The 19193-nt window shown below is 33.0% G+C and carries 10 protein-coding genes; 3 read left to right on the top strand and 7 right to left on the bottom strand.

The window, feature by feature from the left end; translation table 11 throughout:
* Positions 1–11: 11 nt before the first annotated feature.
* Genes AAGV33_RS13340 through AAGV33_RS13350 form a run of 3 tightly spaced genes read right to left on the bottom strand, consistent with a single transcriptional unit; the run spans position 12 to position 5792 of the window.
* Positions 12–1130 carry a SusE domain-containing protein gene (locus AAGV33_RS13340; RefSeq protein ID WP_373392562.1) on the bottom strand — a complete coding sequence of 373 codons (1119 nt, stop codon included), beginning with the start codon at positions 1128–1130 and terminating at the stop codon, positions 12–14.
* Positions 1131–1157: 27 nt separating this feature from the next.
* Positions 1158–2771: a RagB/SusD family nutrient uptake outer membrane protein gene (locus tag AAGV33_RS13345; RefSeq protein ID WP_373392563.1), complete on the bottom strand. Its 1614-nt coding sequence runs from the start codon at positions 2769–2771 to the stop codon at positions 1158–1160.
* Positions 2772–2807: 36 nt separating this feature from the next.
* Positions 2808–5792, bottom strand: coding sequence for a SusC/RagA family TonB-linked outer membrane protein (locus AAGV33_RS13350; RefSeq protein ID WP_373392565.1), 2985 nt, complete (start codon positions 5790–5792; stop codon positions 2808–2810).
* A 613-nt stretch (positions 5793–6405) separates the two neighbouring features.
* Between AAGV33_RS13350 and AAGV33_RS13355 the strand changes: the two genes are divergently transcribed.
* Positions 6406–8658, top strand: a complete 2253-nt coding sequence (locus AAGV33_RS13355; protein WP_373392567.1) for a hypothetical protein — start codon at positions 6406–6408, stop codon at positions 8656–8658.
* Between the two features lie 118 nt (positions 8659–8776).
* Here AAGV33_RS13355 and AAGV33_RS13360 read toward each other — a convergent pair whose 3' ends face one another.
* The 4 genes from AAGV33_RS13360 to mtgA all read right to left on the bottom strand — a co-directional run bounded on the left by AAGV33_RS13360 (position 8777) and on the right by mtgA (position 14595).
* Positions 8777–10891, bottom strand: coding sequence for a glycoside hydrolase family 97 protein (locus tag AAGV33_RS13360; RefSeq protein WP_373392568.1), 2115 nt, complete (start codon positions 10889–10891; stop codon positions 8777–8779).
* 245 nt (positions 10892–11136) lie between these two features.
* On the bottom strand, positions 11137–12783 hold the full coding sequence (locus tag AAGV33_RS13365; RefSeq protein ID WP_373392569.1) for a DUF6377 domain-containing protein: 1647 nt from the start codon (positions 12781–12783) through the stop codon (positions 11137–11139).
* A 126-nt stretch (positions 12784–12909) separates the two neighbouring features.
* On the bottom strand, positions 12910–13860 hold the full coding sequence (locus tag AAGV33_RS13370) for a lipid A deacylase LpxR family protein (RefSeq protein ID WP_373392571.1): 951 nt from the start codon (positions 13858–13860) through the stop codon (positions 12910–12912).
* On the bottom strand, positions 13861–14595 hold the full coding sequence (gene mtgA, locus AAGV33_RS13375) for a monofunctional biosynthetic peptidoglycan transglycosylase (RefSeq protein WP_373392573.1): 735 nt from the start codon (positions 14593–14595) through the stop codon (positions 13861–13863).
* Positions 14596–14860: 265 nt separating this feature from the next.
* On the opposite strand from mtgA, the gene AAGV33_RS13380 reads away from it, so the two are divergent.
* Positions 14861–16714 carry a S9 family peptidase gene (locus AAGV33_RS13380; RefSeq protein WP_373392574.1) on the top strand — a complete coding sequence of 618 codons (1854 nt, stop codon included), beginning with the start codon at positions 14861–14863 and terminating at the stop codon, positions 16712–16714.
* A 22-nt stretch (positions 16715–16736) separates the two neighbouring features.
* Complete coding sequence (locus tag AAGV33_RS13385; RefSeq protein ID WP_373392575.1) at positions 16737–19181, top strand: hybrid sensor histidine kinase/response regulator; 2445 nt, start codon at positions 16737–16739, stop codon at positions 19179–19181.
* The last annotated feature ends 12 nt before the right edge of the window (positions 19182–19193 follow it).

Genomic DNA, 19193 nt, shown 5'->3' on the forward strand with positions numbered 1-19193 from the left:
TACAATTAATATTATTGTTGATTAGGCAACATCAAATAACTGCCGTCTAAATCATTAAAATAGACTTTGTATTTTGATTTGGCTACCGGAATATCGCCACCGCCAGCACCGTGAGCAGTATATCCTGAAAAAGCAGTATCGCCTCCCCAGTTTACATCCCAGGCATTATTAGCTCTGAACTTTCCTTTTCCGTCAAATAAACTAATCGTTAGTGTCCAGATATGAGGATCAAATGTTGATTGAACCATATCAGTATCGTCTCCCCACCCGGCTTCTGTTCCAGTTCTTGAAGAACCAATGTATCCAATAACAGAATAAGTAGTTGCTGCTGAAGCATCATAAGGAATCAAAGTATAAGTCAAGGTTTGTGTATCCATAGTAAAAGTGTAATAACCAGCAGTTGCAATGCTAAAATTTGCTGGATCGGCATCGGCATCTGTTCCTCTGTAAGCTAAACTTCCACCAGCACCCATACCGTACATAGGTATCCAGCTTCCTAAAGTTGAAATTACTTTGAATGAACCTACTTTGAAATAACCAGTGTATTTATAAAGTTTTGGATTCGTTCCGCTTCTAAATAAAGGTTGGTTTGCTTTATTATTATCCCAACCTGCAACGGTAGCATCTCCTACCAAATACCAATCGGTAAATGGGTAATTTACTAATCCGGAATAAGCAGTAATATTAATATTGATGATTTCTTCAGTTTCCATTGGCACACCTCCAGAAACACTGCATTTTACTTTTACATCAAACGACTTAGCTGTTCCTGGCACTGCACCCAATTCGATTGCAGCCTGATTTAGGGTTTTTACACTAATTGATGCCTGACTGATGTTACTTGTAGTTGCTAGTGTTTGAGCATTGGCAAAATCGCCATCTTTTGCATCCATCATCAATGTATAACTTACGACCACATCATGCGAATATTCTGCTGCAGTCCATGTGAATAGATCGGCTTCATCATCAGCATTTTCTTCGGTAAGTACAAATATTTCTCCTGTAGCAGGCAAGGTCATTTCGGGAGCTGAAACACTCTCCAATATTGGTCTATTGTCAACATCATCAGCGTTACATGAAACAGCCAAGATGCTAATAAACGCGATTAAAATTTTAGATATATTTTTCAATTGTATCATTATTTATAAATTAAAAAATTAGTTTACGTAGCCAATATTTTGTTCCAATGTTGGATTTGCCTGAATAATTCTGGAAGGAATTGGCATTAAATCTCTAAAAGATTCTGTTGCAGAACCGTTTTCAGTTCCACCTTTCCATTGCCAAATTTTACTTCCGCCAGTGAATTTTCCAAAACGAATTAAATCGGTTCTTCTATGGCATTCCCAGAATAATTCTCTTCCTCTTTCGTCCAGAATAAAATCAAGTGTTAAATCGGCAGCAGTTATTGTTGCAGCATTTGCTCTGTCTCTCAGTTGATTGATATAACCCACAGCTGTTGTAACATTTCCTGATGAAGCTCCTCTAACAGTTGCTTCGGCATACATTAAATAAACATCCGATAATCGGTACAATGGGAAATCAGTATCTGGAATATCATTTCTTTGCGCTGCTGAACCGTCTGATTTTTTATTGATGTATTTTGTAATAGCATATCCATTGGTAAAAGTTCCCACATTAGCAATATCCAGTGTTTGTCCATCAGTATAAAAAGTGCCTCGCTCATCAGCAGTTGCAGTTGCATCAGGAAAAAGTTGAACAAATTCTCTACGAGTTCTGATTCCCTGCCATCCTCCGTCCATACCTCTAGAAGCTGCATCCATGCTTCCTCCAATTGAGGCGTGCAAAATAAAACTCATACCACCACCCGTTGCTCTAATGGCATTTCCGTCACTGATAATTGGAAATATAAATTCATTTTGAGCTCCGTTAGTGTTATTGTCTGCAGAGAATAGATAGTTATAAGGAACATTAGCAAAAGTGTATCCTGAATTGTTGATGATGTCAGCACATAGAGTACCCGCTTCATCAAATCTCTCGGTTCCAGTATAAACTTTAGCATTCAAATAGATTTTTGCTAATAAAAATTTAGCCGCTGTTTTATCTACTCTGCCATATTCATTTGTTTTTGAATCGGCAAGACTGTTATCTAAATCTTTCAATTCCGATTCGATATAGGCAAAGACTTCTGCTCTTGTTTTTTGTTCTGGATAGAAAAAACCCACTGGATCATTTTCGGTAGTTATAGGTACATTTCCAAACAAATCCATCAGATTATAGTATGAAAATGCTCTTAAAAAACGAGCTTCTGCTCTGTATGTTGCTATTTCAGCTTTTAAACTAGCATCAACACCTCTACTGGTTAATTTCTCTTCTGTTGTTTGTCTCAAAAACTCATTAGACACACTAATTTGGTAGAAAGCTCTTGAAAAAGTTCCTGCTAAAAATTCATTAGCTGGCGACCAGTTTTGCGTATTCATTGTTGGCAAAGCACCATCTGCCCAGGCAATAATAGCTTCGTCAGTAGGAAGTTCCTGTACCACAAATAGCAATCTTAAGTAACTGCTAAAATCACCTCCAATTCCTGCAATATCTGCTAATCCGTCACCGTCATTTCCTCCCACATACAAACCTGCATACATTTTTGCTAATACTTGCTTATAAGAGGCTGGATCTTCAAAAAACGTTTCTGACAAAAACTCATCATCGTCTTTTGGGGTTACTTCCAAGTCGTTTGAACACGAAGTAAGTGTCATATTTAACCCTAAAATGAATAGGAAAAAATAAGATATATATTTAAATGATATTTTCATTTTATTTCTTTTTAAAATTTGTTTTTTAGTTCGCTATTAGAAATTCGCATTCACTCCAAACAAGAAAGTTCTCGCTCTTGGGTACACATTATTATCAATTCCGTTGAATTTCTCTGGGTCTAATCCATTGTATTTTGTAAGAACAAGAACGTTTTGAACTCCTGCTGTAAATCGTACTGAAGCTGTTTTTAATAGTTTTTTATCGAAGGTGTAACCAATAGTAACATTGTCCAATTTTATAAAAGAAGCATCTTTTATGTAGTAATCAGATAAGTATCTTGAGGTACCATTATCTTCAAAAGTGAAACCAGTATTCAAGTAATCAGTACTTACATTAGACAAATCAGTTTGTCTTCTTAAACCTGCATCCGAATACCCTAAATTAGAACTTACGTTATCAAAAATATAGTTGCCTAAACTGGCTCTCCAGTTCATTGTGAAATCAAAATTCTTGTAGTTTACGGTTGAGAATACACCAAAAGTATAGTCAGGAGCTGGTTTATTATAGCGGTAACGATCGCCATCATCTAATTTTCCATCACCATTTCTATCAACATAGGCACCTGCAATTGGTTTTTTGTTAGCATCATATAATTGTTCGTAAACAAAGAAAGAATTGGGTGTAAATCCTACCGAATTAATTTGGATTTTATTCCCTCCTCCACCAGCGATATTATCTCCTGTAAAATACCCTTGAAAACTAGGAACTGTAATCCCTAATTGATCTATTTTTTGGTCGATGTATGTGGTGTTGAAAGCTAGATTCCAAGTTAAGTTATCATTTTTAATGATGTCCGATTGAATATTAAATTCAACTCCTTTAGTTCTTACGCTACCAATGTTAAAGAAACCTTGATTTCTAATATTTGCTCCGTCAGGAACAGCAATTTCAGCTAATAAATCAGTCGATTTTTTATTGAAATAATTAATTGTTCCTGTAATTCTTTCGTTTAAGAAACCAAAATCTACTCCTAAGTTTGTTTCGGCTAATTCTTCCCATTTGATATTTTCATTATATCCTTCTGGTCTTGCCGTTTTATAAACTGTATTTCCAAAAATGTATTGGGAACTAATTGTACCTAAGGTTACTCTTTGTAAATAATCGTATTGAGCCGAAATATCTTGTTGTCCTGTAGTTCCGTAACCCACTCTTAATTTTAAACTTGATAATGTTTCATTGTCTTTTAAGAATGATTCTTCCGCAAGATTCCAGGCAAAGGCAGCTCCTGCAAAATTCCCCCAACGGTTAGCTTCAGAAAAACGCGAAGTCCCGTCTCGTCTGTAATTTAATGTCAATAAATAGCGGCTATCGTAATTTAAAATCAAACGACCAAAATACGATTGTAGATTAATATCTGGATCGGTGATAACGTCTTCATTTGGATTAGGTTGTCTGATTTCTCCTGTTTGATACCTTTCTTTTTCAAACAATTGGTAATTGTAACCCGCAGTAGCGTCAATTTTGAATTTCCCTAAGTCTTTAGTGTAGTTTAGGTAACTGTTTAAGTTTTTGTTTTGAAGCATATCTGTATAGCTGGAGTAATTACCTAAGTTTACCCAGTCGCCTGACGTAAAAGCATTAGGCTGAAATCCTAGAGCACTTTGCGTACTCACTTCAGTATGTCCTTTGCTATCAAATCTATCAATACCTGCTTCTGCCACAACTCTTAAATCTTCGAAGAAATGCAATTTATAATCTAACCTAACATTTCCCCATTTTCTGGTAGAAGTAGCTCTTCTTTCATCCTGATTTAATCTGGCTACAGGGTTTCTGGCTGGTAATAAAGGTAAATTTCCATTGGCTTCAAACCATTCGAAATAGCCACCATAACGCGAATTAGCAGCAAAAACAGGCTGTGTAGGGTCAAAACCAATAGCGCTTCCGATTACGGCACCTTCATCTTGAAATTGATTTTTACCAAAGGACATGTTACCGTTAATGTCAATTCGTAAATGATTGTCGAATAAAACTGGATTTAGGGAAATAGATGTGGTAGTTCTTTCAAAAGAAGTGTTTCTTAAGATCCCTGCATTATCTACATTTCCAACAGACAATCGGATGGGTAATTTATTAAACAAAGCACCACTCATGGATATGTTATTATTCATTGTCAATGAAGTGTGGAAAATTTCATCCTGCCAATTGGTATTTGCAGTTCCCATCAAAGCTTGTTGCTCAGCAGTTCCTTTTTCGTTTACAAAAGCACGAAACTGATCAGCACTTAAAACATCCACTTGATTGGCTACAGTATTTACACCTAACTGAGAGCTGAAATTTACTTTTACACCGCCTTTTGTTCCTTTTTTAGTTGTAATTACAATTACCCCATTGGCAGCACGGGAACCATAAATTGCCGCAGCCGAAGCATCTTTTAAAACAGTGAACGATTCAATATCATTTGGATCAATTGTAGAAAGAATACTGGTAGATCCGCTTGGCACAGTATTACTCAAAGGAAGTCCGTCTAATACAATTAAAGGCTCATTTGATGCTGATAAAGAAGAACCTCCACGGATTCTTATATCCGCTTTTGCTCCAGGAGCACCTCCGCCCGTTACATTTACACCTGAAATACGACCACTAATTAAACTTTCTGGTGTTACGTTTTGTCCTTTATTAAACTCTTTTGAAGAAATTTGAGATACTGAACCTGTTGCGTCTTTTTTCTTTACGGTACCATACCCCACTTGTACCACTACTTCTTTCAATTCATTAGAATCCTCTGCCAAAACAATTCGAAGGTTTTGTCCAGTGGCAGGTACTTCTTTCGAAGTAAATCCAATAAAAGAAACCATCAATACTTGAGATTGACTTGATAAAGGCAAAGTAAAAGCACCATCAACATCTGTTATTGTACCAATATTGGTTCCTTTAATTAGGATACTTGCTCCAATTAATGGTTCTCCTTTTTGATCTACTATAAGACCAGAAATCTTGTTAGTTGCATTTTGTGCAACAAGGTTTGGTACAATAAATAGCATGCTACACAATACTAAAATGTAATACATACTGTTTTTCATTTTGACCATAATTTTTTTGTTTTTGGTTGTTAATAATTTTGGTTTTACACAATCGACAGACACTTAAAACTCATCATTAAAAAGTATGATTTCGATTCCGATAATGTAAAATTATGTGGATTTAACAGCCTCAATTTTAGCAACAATAAAAATGTAGTTAATCAATTAATTAAAAACAACTAACTATTTAAATATCAATAATTTATATATTTTATTTTTTAAAAAAAAGTAGTAAAAAAGTAGTGCAAAAAACATGATTTTAGTTCATTTTAGCCCTATTCATAAATAGTTAGCTTAACAATCAAATAATTGTTGATTAAACAATTATTTATTCCATTATTTACATAATAAATAAATTAAGTTACGAATAAATACACACTTAATAAAATATTTCAACTATTAAAATAAGAAAACAGTCCATCTAGTTTAGCCTTAATTTTATATTTTAGCAGTAATTACTTATTATAAATATTCGTTGGATAATCATTTTTTAGCTTTTAAAAAATTAGAGATGCAATCAAATAATTCTTTTTCATTTTTTTTATTAAAATTTTGTCTTATTATTCTGTATCTATTTTCTTCTTTAGGATATACCCAAAATAATATCGGGATTATGGATCAATTAGCAGAACAGTTACAAAGCGTTTCTAAAAATAATGCAAGGGACTTAGTGTATTTACAAACCAGCAAAGGTATTTATGAGACTGAGGAGGATATGTGGTTTAAAGGCTATGTTCTAGATGCGCAAGATTTTACACCTTCAGACCGCAGTAAAACAATGTTTGTACAACTGATAGAAGATAAAAGAGATACAATAGTTTGGGAGAAAAAATACGAAATAGAAAATGGTTTTGTCAATGGACATTTGTTTTTAAAAAATGATTTACCTGAAGGAACTTATACCTTAGCCGCTTATAGTTTACATTCTTTTACAAAAGAGGCAAAAGAGTTTTATGCACTAAAAAAAATAAAAATTGTAAAAACAATAAGCCAAAAAACAGATGTAACTCCAGTAGAAAAAGACAGCATTCTACATTTTTCTACTTTTGCAGAAGGAGGAAAACTCGTTTCAGGAATACAGAGCCGTTTAGCATTTAAGGCTGTCAATTCAAAAGGATTACCAGTAGATACTGCTGGTGCTTTATTTGAAAACAATATTCTTTTACAAACATTTAAAAGCAGTCATGCGGGTATGGGAGCACTAACTTTTACACCAGATGCTGACAAAAAATACCATATTGAACTTTCTGAACCAAAATTGGTCTCCGACAAAAAATATGATATTGCAACTATAGAAAGTAGTGGAAAAATACTGAACCTATTGGCCAATGCTAGAGAATATTTACTGTTTAAAATTTCGCAAAGTGAAGGTTCAAAACCCGAAAAAGTGTTTCTTCGCTTGCAACTTAGAGGGGTGGTTTACAGTATTGCAACAGGAATGTTAAAGAAAGAATTGACAATTAAAATCCCCCTAAAAGAAGTGCCTCAAGGCATTGCCGAAGTCACTCTTTTTAATGAAAATGCGTTGCCAATTGCCGAGCGATTGGTTTTTGTGAAACAAGATCAAAAATTAAATATCCAAACAAAACTCAATAAAAGCGAATTCATTACACGAGACAAGGCAAACTTGAAAATAAAAGTAACGGACGAAAACGGTCAAGCAGTTGTAGCGCATTTGGGATTAAGTGTATATGATGCCATTTATCAAAACAAGCAAGATGCTAAAAACATACAAAGCCATTACTTGCTTTCCACCCAATTAAAAGGCAACATCTATAATCCAGCTTATTATTTTGACGAAAAAAATAAAGACCGAAAAGAAGCATTAGATTTAGTATTACTCACGCAAGGATGGAGGAATTATGTCTGGAATGAGAATAATTTAAAAGAGAAAAGCCTTATTTCCCCTGTTGTATTTGATGAAATAAAAGGAAAAGTTCAGCTAGTAAAACCTGATAAGAAAGCAGCAGACTCTACACCGAAAGCGATGATTTTATTTGCTGCGGATGAAAACAGAGAACAAGAATTGATGATGACCGATGCAGCGGGATTTTTTACCATTGGTTCTAAAAATTTAAAAATAGGAGAAGGTGGTTATACTTATATGAAACTCATGACTCCAGAAAAACCAAAATACCAAATTTCAATCAAAGATAATTCGTTTGAAGTAATTAATAATGAACGTAAAAATAAAACCATAATTTATCCATTCCCAGAAATAGAAAAAATAAACCCTAAAGAAATTTCTCCATTTATAGGTCGTGAATCCATAAACAAACTCAAAGAAGTTGTAATTACTTCAAAAAAGAAAGGACAAGTATTTAGAGATAAATACATTGGAAAATTGGATAGTTTGTATAGAATACAATCTCCAACAGTTGATTTTTTTTGCCCTTTAACTAATTATTTAAACTGTCCTCGTTGTAAAGATGGTTGCCATTCTTCTGATAGATTAAAACCCGTTGAGGGAGGTGTTTATATTAATACTTCTAGATATGTTTGGATTGTTCAATGTCATTCGTATTTAAATGATGACAGGAACGAAGTTGTTTATCATTATCCAAACTTAACCGAAGCTGAACTTTTGGCTTTTTTTAATATGACGATGTTAGAAGGCTATTATGGTAAGAAAGTCTTTTATGAAGCCGTTTATGATGAAGTAACCTCAATGGATTCCACGCCAGATTACCGTAATACCTTATTCTGGAAATCGGATATTATTACAGATGAAAAAGGAGAGGCTGTTGTTGATTTTTTCTGTTCAGATATTAATTCCTTGTTTATAGGAAATCTTGAAGGAGTAAGCGGTACAGGTTTACTGGGAACAGAAAATTTTGAATTTAGAGTAAGAAAAAAACAGAAATAAAACTACAAAAAAGCCCCTCAGTATGCTGAGGGGCTTCACAATAAAAAACACAATTTTGATATTACCAATTAAATAACCAAACTTTTCTAAATTATGGTGTTTTTTACTTCTTTAAAATCTATTTAACTTCGACAATACTAATAGCATAACCACCACCTTGAGCTGAAAACTGGCTCAATTTTGATTTGTTAGTTACTTTTATTTTTCGAATGCTATAAGCTTGAGGATTTGTTTTATAATGAGCCTCTTTTGCATCAGCATAAACAGTGGCTTCATATTTTTTACCTTTTTCTAGAAAATCAAATTTGATAGTTGATATACGTGCTGTTTCTCCATTTACATTCCCTACAAACCAATTGTTTGTTCCTTTGGCTTTTCTGGCAACGCTAATGTATTCTCCTGGTTCTGCTTCTAAATATTTACTATCGCTCCAGTCTACTGCGACATCCTTAATAAACTGAAAAGCATCGGCAAAACGATTGTAATTTTCAGGTAAATCGGCAGCCATTTGCAAGGGACTATACATGGTTACATATAATGCCAATTGGTTAGCCAAAGTACTATTCAAATGCGAAGTATTTTCAGGATTTAATTTGCTAATATCCATTTCAAAAATACCTGGCGTATAATCCATTGGTCCACCAATTAAACGAGTGAATGGCAAAATGGTAACATGATTGGGTTTTGAGCCTCCAAAAGCCTGATATTCGGTTCCTCTGGCTGATTCATTTCCAATTAAATTAGGATAGGTTCTACAAATTCCTGTAGGACGAATTGCTTCGTGAGCATTGACCATAATTTTATAATCGGCTGCTTTTTCAATAGCATATTGATAATGGTTTACTGTCCATTGATTGTAGTGATTTTCACCTCGAGGTAGAATTGGTCCCACATAACCACTTTTTACAGCATCATAACCATTGTCTTTCATAAACTGATAGGCTTTATCCATGTGGCGCTCATAATTGCGGGTAGAACCTGAAGTTTCATGGTGCATCATCATTTTTACACCTTTTGATTTTGCATAATCATGAATGCCTTTTACATCAAAATCCGGATATGGCGTTACAAAATCAAAAACATAATCTTTTGAATGACCAAACCAATCTTCCCAACCTTCATTCCAACCTTCTACTAAAACAGCATCAAATCCATTCGACGCGGCAAAATCAATGTATTTCTTCACATTCGCAGTATTAGCTCCGTGCTTTCCATTCGGTTTAGATTTAGCATAATCAGTTACTCCTAATTGTACCGTTGAAAAATCATCAGTATAAGCCCAAGAGCTTTTTCCTGTAATCATTTCCCACCAAACCCCAATATATTTAACTGGTTTTATCCAGGAGGTATCTTCAATTTTACAAGGATCATTCAAATTTAAAGTCATTTTTGAAGCTAAAATTTCTGTAGCATCATCACTAACCATAATGGTTCTCCATGGAGAATGATCGGGAGCTTGCATATAACCTTTGTCACCACTAGCGTCAGGCGTTAACCAAGATTCAAAAACCATGTTTTTGTCATCTAAATTCAAGTGCATACAAGAATAGTTAATTAGAGCCGCTTCGTGCAAATTGATGTACAATCCATCAGCAGTTTTCATCATTAATGAAGTTTGAACGCCTGTAGGCGAAAATGTTTTTTGAGATACATTTTCGGTAGTTGCTTTTGTTGTTAAACCTCTAATTTCAGATAATTTTGAAGTGGTATAATCGTATTCCTGCGTATCGTAATCTCCTGGCAACCAAAAAGCCGTGTGATCTCCAGTCATAGCAAATTGAGAACGCTCTTCTTTGATTACAAAATAAGTTAGATTCTTTTGTGCAGGAAATTCATAACGAAATCCAAGTCCGTCATCAAACAAACGAAAACGAATGATTAATTGTCTTTCTGTAACTTTTTGATTTAAGGTCACCACTAATTCGTTATAATGATTGCGAATTGAAGCTACTTCACCCCATACTGGTTTCCATACTTCATCAAAAGTACTGGTCTTTGAATCTTTAATTATAAAATCGTTCAATAATGATTTGGCATCATTTTTTAGTTCTAAACCTAACTTACTTGGTTTGACAACAACTTTTCCTTTGTAATTCAAACTGTAAACTGGTGTACCATCATTTTGCAAAGAAAACTCCATTTGCAATTTCTGATTTGGCGATTGTAACTGTTGTGCAAAAGTGGTATTAACTAATGCGAAACAGCACAGCGTTAATAAATAAAAATACTTCATTTGGTTCTGTTAATAGATTAATAAATTGCTTTAAAAGCATTCGATAACCAAATTTATATTGATTTTATTCTCCTAATTTTCATTAATAAAAAATGGTAGTCAAAAACAATACAAAAACATCACAAAATATTGATTTAAAGTAAGTTAATTTATTTTTTAGAACTAAAAAAAGTAGTAAATCTGTAGTTTACAAAAACAATAATAAACCTTAAAAAGAGAACAGAAGCTACAATTACAAAAGTAAATTACTTATTTATTGATCCAATACGCATCACATTTGCCTCAAATTCATCACGAGGTCCCAAAGCTTTGTTTCTTAATTTAGTTCTGTAATTGTAAATTGTAGATAGAGAATAGCGCAAAAATTCGGCTATTTTTACACTGTCTGAAATTCCTAAACGGATTAAAGCAAAAATTCGCAACTCGGTATTCATTAACTCTCCTTGTTTCAATTTTATATCTTCATTGTCTATCAATAAAGCATTGAAATCTTCAATGAAATTCGGAAAAAGCAATAAGAAAGTCTTGTCAAAATTATGATAGAAATCTTTTAGTTCTTCTTCAATAAATTCTTTGGATTTAATCACTTTTACCAATTCGGCAGTTTTCCCACTCATGACAATTACATTCAGTTTTCGTCTGTATTCATCTAATTTGCTGATATAAACAGAACATTGATCCATGTAGCGACCGATGTAAATTTCTTTTACAAGATTGGCTTCTTTCAGCGTATTGTTCGTATCATTTAGCTTTTCGTTAAACAAATGCAACTCATTATTAAGCGTGATTAATTGAGAGTTTGCAGAACTAATTTCTTGTTTTGCTTTGGATAATTTTTTCATTTGTTTGAATAACAAAAACAAAACAACCATTAAAAACAAAGACAAAATACTCGCACTCACTAAAAACAAAATCAATTGTTTTCGATTAGTATCATTTTGTTTTTGATAAGCTTCATTAATAATAGGCATCATCTTAGAAATTTCGAATGTTCTTAAACGAGCATTGCAAAAGAGTGCGTCTTCAAGTGTCCTTTTTGTATATTTATAAGCACGATCTATATCGCCTTCTTCATATAAAATGTAGGCTAATGAACGAAGCGAAATGTATTCTTTTTTTTCTAATTGCAAGTCTGATATCGCCGAAACAATCAGCCATTTTTTCTCTTGTTCGTACTCTTTTTTGTGTTGATGTGCTTGCGAAACAATATAAGCAACTACTGCTTTATCAGGATTATTTTTGTCCATTTTAGAAAAATAATCACTTAATAAACGAATAATTTCATCGTACTTTTTATTTTGAAAAAGCTTGTTAGATTGATGAATTATAAAAGGTTCTGAATTTTTAGGATAAAAATAATAGCTCGAATCTCTATATTGTTGCGTTAATTCTAAGTAGTTATTTTTTTCTTGTGATGTAGCTGCAAAATCAGACATTGAAAGATAAAGTGTGCTACAAACGCCAAAATAGGCACCTTTAATTTCAGGTGTGGCATTAATATCTATTTTATTTAACACATCTGTTGCTTCCTTATACATCCCTAAAGTTCCCATTGTGGAAGAAAGGTTTAATTTAGAGATATTAATTTTTGATAAATCATTTAATTCATCTGCAATTTTCATGCTTTTCTTAGCATAATTTAAAGCAGAATCCGATTGATAAAATTTATATTCTCCATATAATTTCTCATAAATTTCATATTGATGAACCTTTGTAGACGTAAGTTTCAGCAGACTGCGGAGTTTATTGATTTCAGTTTCTTTCTTATTATGATAAAATTCGCTTTTGTCTAAAGTTGTATCCAATTCATTTAATAATGAATCGATTTCCACTTGAGAAAAAAGAAATAATGGAAAAAAAATAACAAGGATGGAAGTCCAAAATTTAAGCATTGTACAGATTTTAGTTTTATGTTAAATTAAAACTAATTTATTAAATATTTCACATTTAAGTTCTTTTTTTTAACTCTAAAAAAAACCTTATTTATAAAAAAAGCAATTCTGCTTGCATTTTTGATATTATCTAAAAAGATATGAGATCCCGATAGAGCCATAAAAATAACCCGTCATTCTTTCTGATTTTAATTCTTTTCCTCTGTAAACAAATGCATAAGAAAGATTTAGATTGTTTTTTCGATACCTCAAACCTGCTTCTCCATTAAATCGAAAAGGGATAATATCAAAAGTTACTGGACTATTATCATCAAAAAGACTGCCTTGTATGGTGGCATCATAAACTTGATAATTAAAATAAGGTGCTAGGTAAAAGTAAAATTCGTTTTGGGACAAACTCTTGTCTTTATTTAAGGAAGCTCCGTAAAAATTAGAATCCGAAAGAGCAACTAATTTTTTAATCCCAATTCTAGTAACAAAACCCGTTGAAAAACCCGTAAATATGGTTCCCAATTTTGCTTCTGTTTGCCATTGAAAATCGATTCTTTCACTATTAATGGTACCTAAAAAAGGTTTTGCAATCATGGCATACAGTTGTATTGACAAGGCATTTTCAATTTGGTAATCCCATTCATCAAAAGCTGTATAGTTAAACAAGCGGTGCGTACTCGATTGTACTTTGTCAGCAAAAGAATTAGGCCCAACATAGCCTATTTGGACATACTTTTTTAAAACGGTTTGATTGGTATAAAAATTAGTATTCCCAAATTCGCCAAAAAGATAACCCGCAAAAGGTCTGTCAAACATTTCTTCTTCATCCCTGTAAATATCTCGAGGACTATACATGTATTGCCCTAATTTAATCTGATTTACTTGTTTTAGGAGTTTTGGTTTCTCTTTTTTTGATAAATAACGATAGAAAATTTCTAATCCGTTAGTATAATATTGATCATTTTTAGAAGAAGTATACAAATCATTTTCAGTAACAATACCTATTTCAATATTCGAATTTTGGCTTAGTACATTAGCCGAAATCAACAAGAAAGAATAGATAAAAAGTACTGTTTTTGATTGCATCTAATACTCAATTTTGCCCACTGTACGCATCACACGCACAATTTTATCTTTTCTTCTATTAATATAAGAAGAAGAACTTGTTGCTGTATATTTTCTAGGACTAGGTAAAATTGCTGCAATTCCGGCGGCTTGTCTAGGAGTTAAATTAGCCGCATCTTTTCGGTACCAATGTTCGGCTGCTGCTTGGGCTCCATAAACGCCATTCCCCATTTCGATACTATTAAGATAGACTTCCATGATGCGTTCTTTCCCCCAAATCAACTCAATCAAAACCGTAAAATAAGCTTCCAGACCTTTTCTAATATAACTTCGGCCTTGCCACAAAAACACATTTTTTGCCGTTTGTTGAGAAATGGTGCTTCCGCCTTTTATTCTTCGACCTCTTTCGTTGTTTTTATAGGCTTTTTGCATCGATTTAAAATCAAAACCATTGTGCTTTAAAAACAAACCGTCTTCGCTGGCAATAACTGCTTTTTGTAAATTAACCGAAATATTCTCCAGCGGTTCCCAATCATGATTGAAATAAACGGGCTTGCCTGCCGTTTTGTTTTCTATAGCACGCATAAGCATCAACGGAGTAAAAGGAACTGGAACAAATTTAAAAAAGACTACAAAAAACAAAGAAAGCCCCACAAACCAGAAAACTGTTTTAAAAAAAATAGTCCTCAATCTGGTCATAAAAGTTGGAGATTTTTTCTTTACAGGTCTTTTATTTGGAGTAATTTTTGTCGCCATTATTGGTGTGCTCTTAATGCTGTTTTTTAACTTGATTGGGTGATTTGTGGTTGAAAATCCAAATTGGAAATTTAGAATCTTACATGAAGTAAAAATACTTTTTTTAATTATTCATCCAATGAAATTCTGATTATTTCTAACTCATTTTAAATCGAAATATAAATTATTTGCAAAACACATCCCCTTTTTTCCTTGTTAAGAACCCAAAGAAGCAATTATAAATTAGCTATTTTTATACTCCCAAAACAATTGTAGCCTTAAAACAATGACTCAAAATAAAATGACAGCCAATTTGCTGTGGCAATTAGGACGAATAACAGCATTAGGATTATCCAAAGACAAAAAAAATATTGTTTACAAAGTAAATACGCCTTCGGTTGAAGAGAACAAACAACATACAAAGCATTATTTTATTCCTATAAACGGTGGAAACCCAACCGAAATTGAAAACACCGATAGTATTTTGGCTAACAAAAAACTATCACCAGATGGTAATTACCTGCTTTCTCACCAAGAAGTAAAATTACAACATGTTTTAGGCAAAGATTTTTACCCTGAACTAGAAAAAGCCGAAGTTCAGATCTATGATTCGTTAAATTACCGCCACTGGGATACCTGGAACGAAGGCAAATTCAATCATGTTTTTTATAGCGAAAATAAAACTGATGCCCCAAAAACGGACATCATGGAAAATGAACTCTTTGATTGTCCTCAAAAACCTTTTGGCGGAGATGAAGATTATATTTGGTCGCAAGACAGCAAAAACATTCTTTATGTAACTAAGAAAAAAGTAGGCACCGAATATGCTATTTCTACCAATAGCAATATTTTTCAATACGAACTAAAAACTGGAAAAACCACTAATCTTACCGAAGAAAATCAAGGTTATGATGTTACTCCACAATTCTCCCCTTCCGGAATTTTGGCTTGGTTGCAAATGAAACGCGACGGATATGAAGCCGATAAAAATGATATTATTGTTCTTTTCCAAGGAATAAAAATCAACCTAACGGCTCATTGGGATGGAACAGTGGATAGTTTTATTTGGAGTGAAGACAGCCAAAAAATTTATTTTATTGCCCCGATTGATGGAACTAAACAATTATTTGAAGTTCATTTTCCCGGACTTACAAAAATGCTTCCACAAGTTCATCAAATTACTGATGGTTATTTTGATATTACAAACTTAATTGGTTTCAATGAAACTAAAATTATAGTGACCCGAGAGGACACCAATCATGCGGCAGAAATTTTTTCTTATGATTTGGTGGAGAGAAATTGGCAACAATTAACTAATATCAATACTGAAACCTATCAATCTTTAGCTTTAAGCAAAACCGAAAAAAGATACGTAACTACTACTGATGGTAAAAAAATGCTGGTTTGGGTTATTTTTCCACCCCATTTTGATGCTACTAAAAAATATCCGACCTTGTTGTATTGCCAAGGCGGACCACAAAGTGCGTTGAGTCAGTTTTATTCCTACCGATGGAATTTTCAATTAATGGCTGCCAATGATTATATTATTGTAGCACCAAATCGCCGTGGAATGCCAGGACATGGTGTAGAATGGAACGAACAAATTAGTAAAGATTGGGGCGGACAAGTGATGAACGATTATCTTTCGGCAATTGATAATTTAGCACAAGAAAGTTATGTAGATAAAAATCGTTTGGGTTGTATTGGCGCAAGTTATGGCGGATATTCGGTGTTTTATTTGGCTGGAATTCATAAGAATCGTTTCAAAACTTTTATTGCACATGATGGCGTTTTCAATACCCAAAGTATGTATGGAACTACCGAAGAAGTCTTCTTTAGCAACTGGGATTTTGGCGGTGCGTATTGGGAAAAAGACAATACTATTGTACTAAAAGCATACAAAGAATTCAATCCGATAAACTTAGTAAGTAACTGGAATACACCGATATTGATTATCCAAGGCGGAAAAGATTTTCGCGTTCCTATTGGTCAGGCACAAGAAGCTTTTCAAGCAGCTCAATTACTCGGAATTAAAAGTCGTTTTTTGTATTTTCCCGAAGAAAATCATTGGGTATTACAAGCTCAAAATGCACAAGTTTGGCAAAGAGAATTTTTTAAATGGTTGAAAGAAACAATATAAAATAACTACAGAATTTAAAAAAATGGGAAACAAGAACAGTAATATTCCTGTAAAAGTATTTATCAGTTATATGATCTTAGTGTCGCTTGTAGCAGGCGTAGGCTGGATTTTATATACTGAAAATATGGACTATTCGAAAATTGAGAACAAAATAGCTTTCGAAAAAAACAAGGTTTTAAAAGTGAGCCAACTTTTTTCGAATGTGTATAAAACGGAAAGTTTAGCCCGAAAAACCATTCAATCCAATTCTGAAATAGATTATAAAAATTACATTCAGGAAACTAACTCATTACAAACAAGAATTGGCTCTTTAAAACATATTCTTTCCAGCCAATACCAAATAAAATTATTAGACAGTGTGATGGTTTTGCTTACCGAAAAAACACAAAACATCAAATATCTCAAAGCTATAAAAAACAAAACATCTGATGAAGCTTCAGTGAATGACGCTATTGAAGAATTAACCCAATTAGAGTTATCTTTAAGCAAACTAAAACTCCAGGATTTTACCAAAAATCCTGAAAAATTAAGCAATCACCAGCGAACGGTTTTACAAAATTACATTGATTATCTCAATCAAAATATTCCTGATGACACCAGCAATACGTTAACAAAAAAAGAAACCGATTCTATTTTATCAGCTTCAAAAAGATTGTTGAGTAAAGTAAAATTAGAAACCGAAAAGAAAAAAGAATCCTTAAGCATTCAAGAGAGTAAATTATTGACTAATGAACTTTTAATTTCTGATCAGCTTAGAAAAGTACTTCGCATTATTGAACAAGAAATTCTGGCTTCTTCCATAAAAGACAATAATGAAAAAGAAAAATCTTTAAAAAAAATTAACCAAATTGTTACCTATGCCGCCATCCTAGGTTTACTCCTAACAGTGATTTTTTCGATATTAATTACCAGTGATTTTTCTAAAACGCAATCGTATAAAAAACAATTGGAAATTGCCAATTTTAAAACTCAAAACTTGCTCAAAAGCAGGGAACAACTCATTTCTACTGTGAGTCATGATCTCAAAACACCATTGAGTACTATTGTGGGTTATACAGAATTATTGGGGCATTCGACCTTAACTAGCAAACAATCTTATTACACCAATAACATTAAAAATTCATCCGAATATATTTCGAGATTAGTTCAGGATTTATTGGAATTTTCGCAAATTGAAGCTGGGAAAATAAACTTAGAAAAAAATCCGTTTTCATTAGCCGAAACCATAAAAGAAGTAGCTACAAATTTGCAATCGGTTTACCAACAAAAGAGTATCAATTTGCAAATTATAATAGACGAAAAACTCAACCAACCCATTATTGGCGATGCTTTTCGATTGAAACAAGTGCTAATAAACATCATTGGAAATGCCTACAAATTCACTCCTGAAGGTTATATAAAAATTATTGCTAATCTAGATTCTAGCAAAAATAAAGCCTATATAACCATTGAAGATTCTGGAATTGGGATTGAGAAAGAAAGTCAGGATTTGGTTTTTGAAGAATTTGCTCAAGCTAATGAAACTATTGAAAAAAAATACGGTGGAACTGGTTTAGGTTTGGCTATTTCGAAAAAAATTATCACTCTTTTAGGTGGCGAATTATCACTAAAAAACAGCTCTAAAGAAGGAAGTTGTTTCGAAATAGTATTAGACTTAACTTTTGATGAAAATGGAAAAACGGAAGAAACAACCCCATCTATTTACACACCAATTCATCAAAATAAAACTATTATTGTGGTTGATGACGACCCCGATTTATTGCAACTTACCACCGAAGTTTTAAAACAATATTACAATGTGATTTCGTTTTCAAATGCTGTGGAAGCATTACAAAACATGACTTCAGAACATTTTGATGTCTTGATTACGGATATCCAAATGCCTGTAAAAGATGGTTTTGAACTTGTCAAAGAATTACAAACGAACCAAAACAAGTACAACAATCAGCCGTTAATTGCGGTAACAGGAAGAGCCGATTTAACTGAGGATATTTACATCAACGCAGGGTTTACAGCTGTACTCAAAAAACCATTTACACCTAACATTCTATTACAAACTATTGATGCTATTTTAAACCAAACAACGCTTCCTATTCAAGAAAATGAAGTTCAGAAATCTAAAAATCCAGAAGAACTTTATACTCTAGATTCTTTAAATTTATTTTTAAAAAATGACAAAGAAGCTATAAAAACAGTACTTCATTCTTTTATAACATCAACTAATTCCAATCTTTCTGTTCTTGAAAATAATATTCAAACATTGGAATACGAAAAAATAAAACAAGTGGCACATAAAATGGCTCCGATGTTCAAACAAATTCAAGCCACTGAAATTGCCGCCATTTTGAACACACTAGAATTGAAAGATCATGACGAAGCAGAATTAAAAAATTATTTTTCTGACTTGAAATCTAAAATTGCAGTCTTATTTGCGGAACTTGAAAAAATTATTCCAAATTCAATTTAGTTGAAAGGTTAT

This window comes from Flavobacterium magnesitis (assembly GCF_041729735.1).
GTDB classification, from domain to species: domain Bacteria; phylum Bacteroidota; class Bacteroidia; order Flavobacteriales; family Flavobacteriaceae; genus Flavobacterium; species Flavobacterium magnesitis.

Coding starts and splice junctions, on each gene's coding strand:
- AAGV33_RS13350 (WP_373392565.1), bottom strand. CDS start 5,792: ATGAAAAACAGTATGTATTACATTTTAGTATTGTGTAGCATGCTATTT.
- AAGV33_RS13355 (WP_373392567.1), top strand. CDS start 6,406: ATGGATCAATTAGCAGAACAGTTACAAAGCGTTTCTAAAAATAATGCA.
- AAGV33_RS13345 (WP_373392563.1), bottom strand. CDS start 2,771: ATGAAAATATCATTTAAATATATATCTTATTTTTTCCTATTCATTTTA.
- mtgA (WP_373392573.1), bottom strand. CDS start 14,595: ATGGCGACAAAAATTACTCCAAATAAAAGACCTGTAAAGAAAAAATCT.
- AAGV33_RS13365 (WP_373392569.1), bottom strand. CDS start 12,783: ATGCTTAAATTTTGGACTTCCATCCTTGTTATTTTTTTTCCATTATTT.
- AAGV33_RS13380 (WP_373392574.1), top strand. CDS start 14,861: ATGACTCAAAATAAAATGACAGCCAATTTGCTGTGGCAATTAGGACGA.
- AAGV33_RS13360 (WP_373392568.1), bottom strand. CDS start 10,891: ATGAAGTATTTTTATTTATTAACGCTGTGCTGTTTCGCATTAGTTAAT.
- AAGV33_RS13385 (WP_373392575.1), top strand. CDS start 16,737: ATGGGAAACAAGAACAGTAATATTCCTGTAAAAGTATTTATCAGTTAT.
- AAGV33_RS13370 (WP_373392571.1), bottom strand. CDS start 13,860: ATGCAATCAAAAACAGTACTTTTTATCTATTCTTTCTTGTTGATTTCG.